The sequence below is a fragment of the Trebonia sp. genome (assembly GCF_049794275.1).
Classification (GTDB): domain Bacteria; phylum Actinomycetota; class Actinomycetes; order Streptosporangiales; family Streptosporangiaceae; genus Trebonia.
Map to the genome: position 1 here is coordinate 1 of NZ_JBARCR010001027.1, position 3019 is coordinate 3019.

Below are 3019 nucleotides of genomic sequence, written 5' to 3' on the forward strand. Positions count from 1 at the left end.
CGGGCGTGCGCGGGCAGCGGGCCCTGCTCGGCCGGGTGGTCCGGTACCTGGTGGGGAACGCCGGGATCAGGCAGTTGCTTGACATCGGCGCCGGGTTGCCAACCGCGGAGAACGTGCATCAGATCGCCCAGCGCGTCGACCCGGCCGCCCGCGTGGTCTACGTGGACAACGATCCGATGGTGCTCAGCCACGCCAAGGCGGTGCTCGCGGAGAACCCGCTGACGGCCGTGGCGGACGGGGACCTCCGCGATCCCGCCGGGATCATCGGTCATCCCGTGGTGCGCGCTCACCTGGACTGGAGCCGGCCGATCGGGCTGCTGCTGTCCGGCGTCATGCACCAGATCACGGATTACGAGCAGCCGGCCAGGCTCACCGGCGAGCTGATCGACGCGCTGCCGTCCGGCAGCTACGTGTTCATCCATCACCTGCTCGACCTTGGCGGCCCAGGCGCCGTCCAGCTGAAAGAGTTCATGACACGGGCCTTCGGCCGGGCCGAGTTCCGCACGCTCGACCGGGTGCGGGAGCTGTTCTGCGGCCTTGAGCTCGTGGAACCCGGCCTGGTCCGCGTTCGCGACTGGCGTCCCGACGGAGCCCCCGCCACGGGGGAGGATGAGCAGCGCGGGCCCGGCCTGGGCTGCGCCGGGGTCGCGCGGAAGCCCTGAACAGCCGTTTCCGCTCGGGTGGCCTGGCGACCCATGTCCAGGCACGCATTTCGCCTGTTAACGTGTGGGTACACGGTAGTCTGCCGTGAGAGAAACGCATGAGTTTGCAGGTAGCGGGAGTGGTTTGAGTGGCGGATGATCAGGCTGCACGCGGCGTGCCCGTCGTGGTGGCCCTGCCTGCCGAGATCGACGTCACGAACTGCGATCAGGTGCACGATCAGCTGGTCGCGGCCTTCGAGCCCGGCGTCGGCATCGTGATCGCCGACCTGACGTCAACCGTCTTTTGCGACTCGTCAGGAGTGCACGCGATCATGCGGGCTTACGAGCGGGCCGCCGCGCGTGATCTCCAGCTGTGGCTGGCGGTGTCCCAGGACGGTTCGGTGCGCCGGGTGCTCCAGCTGACCGGCGTCGGCCGCATCATGCCGGTCTACCCGAGCCTGCAGGAAGCGATGAGCGCCGCCTAACCGGTTCTGCGCAGCACGATCATCGCGACGTCGTCCTCGCGCGGGCCGAAGACCGACATCACGTGGTTGGCGAAAGCCTCGACGTCGGCGTCCGCGACCTCCGCCGCGGCGGCGCGCAGTATCTCCAGGTTGGTGTCGAGGAAGATCTTGCGATCCTCGACGAGACCGTCGGTGAACAGCAGTGCGGTGCCCCCCACAGGCAGGACAGCCGTCTCGGTGTGCGGCTCGTGGCGGGTCAGGCCGAGCATCAGCCCGCCTTCGCCGGCGTAGGCCGCGCCGGCGCCGCTCACGAGCAGCAGCGGCATGTGCCCGCAGTTGACGATCGAGAGCTCGCCGGTCGCGGGGCTGGCGAGCACCAGGCACAAGGTGGCCATCATGCCCGGGTGGTATCGCCGCAGCACCTCGTTGACCAGGCTGGTGATCTCGACCGGCGAGTGCGCTTCTGTGGCGAAAGCGCGCAGCGCGTGCCTGAGCTCGCCCATCACCCCCGCGGCGTGCAGCGAGTGCCCTTGCACGTCGCCGATGGCGATCAGGACCCCGTCCCGCCAGGGCAGCGCCTCGTAGAAGTCCCCGCCGACCTCGGCCTGATCGCTGGCCGGCAGGTAGCGGAACGCCATCGCAAGGTCCGGTATCGCGGGCAGCGCCGCGGGCAGGAAGCTGCGCTGCAGAGTCATGGCCACCAGGTGGTCTTCCGCGGACGAACGCAGGGCTTCGACGCCGAGCGCGACCGACTGCGTGAGCTGGCGGAGGATCTGCAGGTCCTCCTCGCCGGACAGGCCCGTGCGGTCGACAACCATCGCCGTCGGCGCCCTGCCGGACCTGACCCGCGCCACCGCCACGCAGACGTCCACGCGCAGCGTGCTGTCGGGCACGATGCCAAGCCAGTCGTCTCTGTCGATGTTCACGCTTCCGCTGTTCCTGGCCGGGCCGAGCACGTGTTCCACGATGCGGTCCATCATCCCGGGCGGGCCGCCGCGCCGCACGGGTACCAGGCCTCCTGGCAGGGCCGCCATCCGCCGGACCTGGCCGTCGGGCATCTCCAGCATGAGCACGACGGGAACGGAGAACATCCTGGCCGCACCGACGGCCGCCGCCGCGGCCAGGCCGTCGAAGGTCTCCGCGGCGTTGATGTCCAGCGTCACGCTGGCCAGCGCGGTGAGCAGGCCGGCTGTCCGTTCCGCGCGGGTCCTGGCACGGTAGTAGCGCAGCGCGGCCGTCACCGTGGCGAGCAGCTCGTCGGGTTCCGTGGGCTCTACCAGGTACGCATCGGCGCCCTGGGTCAGGCCATGAGCGCGATCCGCGACCTCGACGGCGGTGGCGGACACCTGGATCACCGGGATCGCGGCCGTCCGCGGGTCGGTCTTGATCTGGCGGCAGACGTCGAAGCCGCTCATGTCCGGCAGGTTCACGTCAAGCAGTACGAGGTCGGCGGTGGCCGCCACGGCGAGCGCTTCCCGCCCGGTGCCGACCTCCATCACGGTATGCCCGGCCCGCCGCAGCCAGGTGCCCAGCACGTAGCGCTTGGCCTCGTCGTCGTCCACGAGGAGCAGCATGCCGGGTGCCTCGCTCATCGCGTGCCCCTGATGACGCGCCTGATCGTGAACGCGAGCCGTTCCCTGGTCAGCTCGTCCTTGCGCAGCAGGGCGGCGGCCCGCGGCGGCGCCGGCTCGTCGTGGCCGGTGATGACGATCGCGGGGAGCCCGGCGGGCAGCCGGTCGAGCAGCGTCTTCCCGTCCACGCCCGGCATCTGCAGGTCGGCAAGGATCAGGTCGACGCCCTCCGCCGCGACCGCGGCGAGTGCCTGGGCGCCGTCCGCCGCCTCGATGAGCCGGTCCGCGGTGCCGGCGAGCATCGCCCTCAGCACCTGGCGGAAGGACGCGTCGTCGTCAGCGA

4 protein-coding genes are annotated in these 3019 nt (G+C 70.7%); 2 read left to right on the forward strand and 2 right to left on the reverse strand.

Going from position 1 to position 3019, the window contains the following annotated elements:
- A partial coding sequence (locus WA805_RS25790; protein ID WP_425243642.1) for an SAM-dependent methyltransferase occupies positions 1-662 on the forward strand: 662 nt, incomplete at its 5' end.
- A gap of 128 nt (positions 663-790) precedes the next feature.
- The gene (locus WA805_RS25795) at positions 791-1126 is read left to right on the forward strand and encodes an STAS domain-containing protein (protein ID WP_422285866.1); all 336 of its coding nucleotides are present in this window, start codon (positions 791-793) and stop codon (positions 1124-1126) included.
- Here WA805_RS25795 and WA805_RS25800 read toward each other — a convergent pair.
- Both WA805_RS25800 and WA805_RS25805 read right to left on the reverse strand, forming a co-directional pair.
- Positions 1123-2697, reverse strand: coding sequence for a SpoIIE family protein phosphatase (locus WA805_RS25800; RefSeq protein WP_422338816.1), 1575 nt, complete (start codon positions 2695-2697; stop codon positions 1123-1125). The genes WA805_RS25795 and WA805_RS25800 overlap by 4 nt on opposite strands.
- The coding region (locus WA805_RS25805) for a response regulator (protein WP_425243643.1) at positions 2694-3019 on the reverse strand (326 nt) is incomplete at its 5' end. The genes WA805_RS25805 and WA805_RS25800, both read right to left, overlap by 4 nt.

What these genes read in the sequence shown, in the direction of transcription:
- WA805_RS25800 (WP_422338816.1), bottom strand. Translation starts at nt 2,697, where the DNA reads ATGAGCGAGGCACCCGGCATGCTGCTCCTCGTGGACGACGACGAGGCC.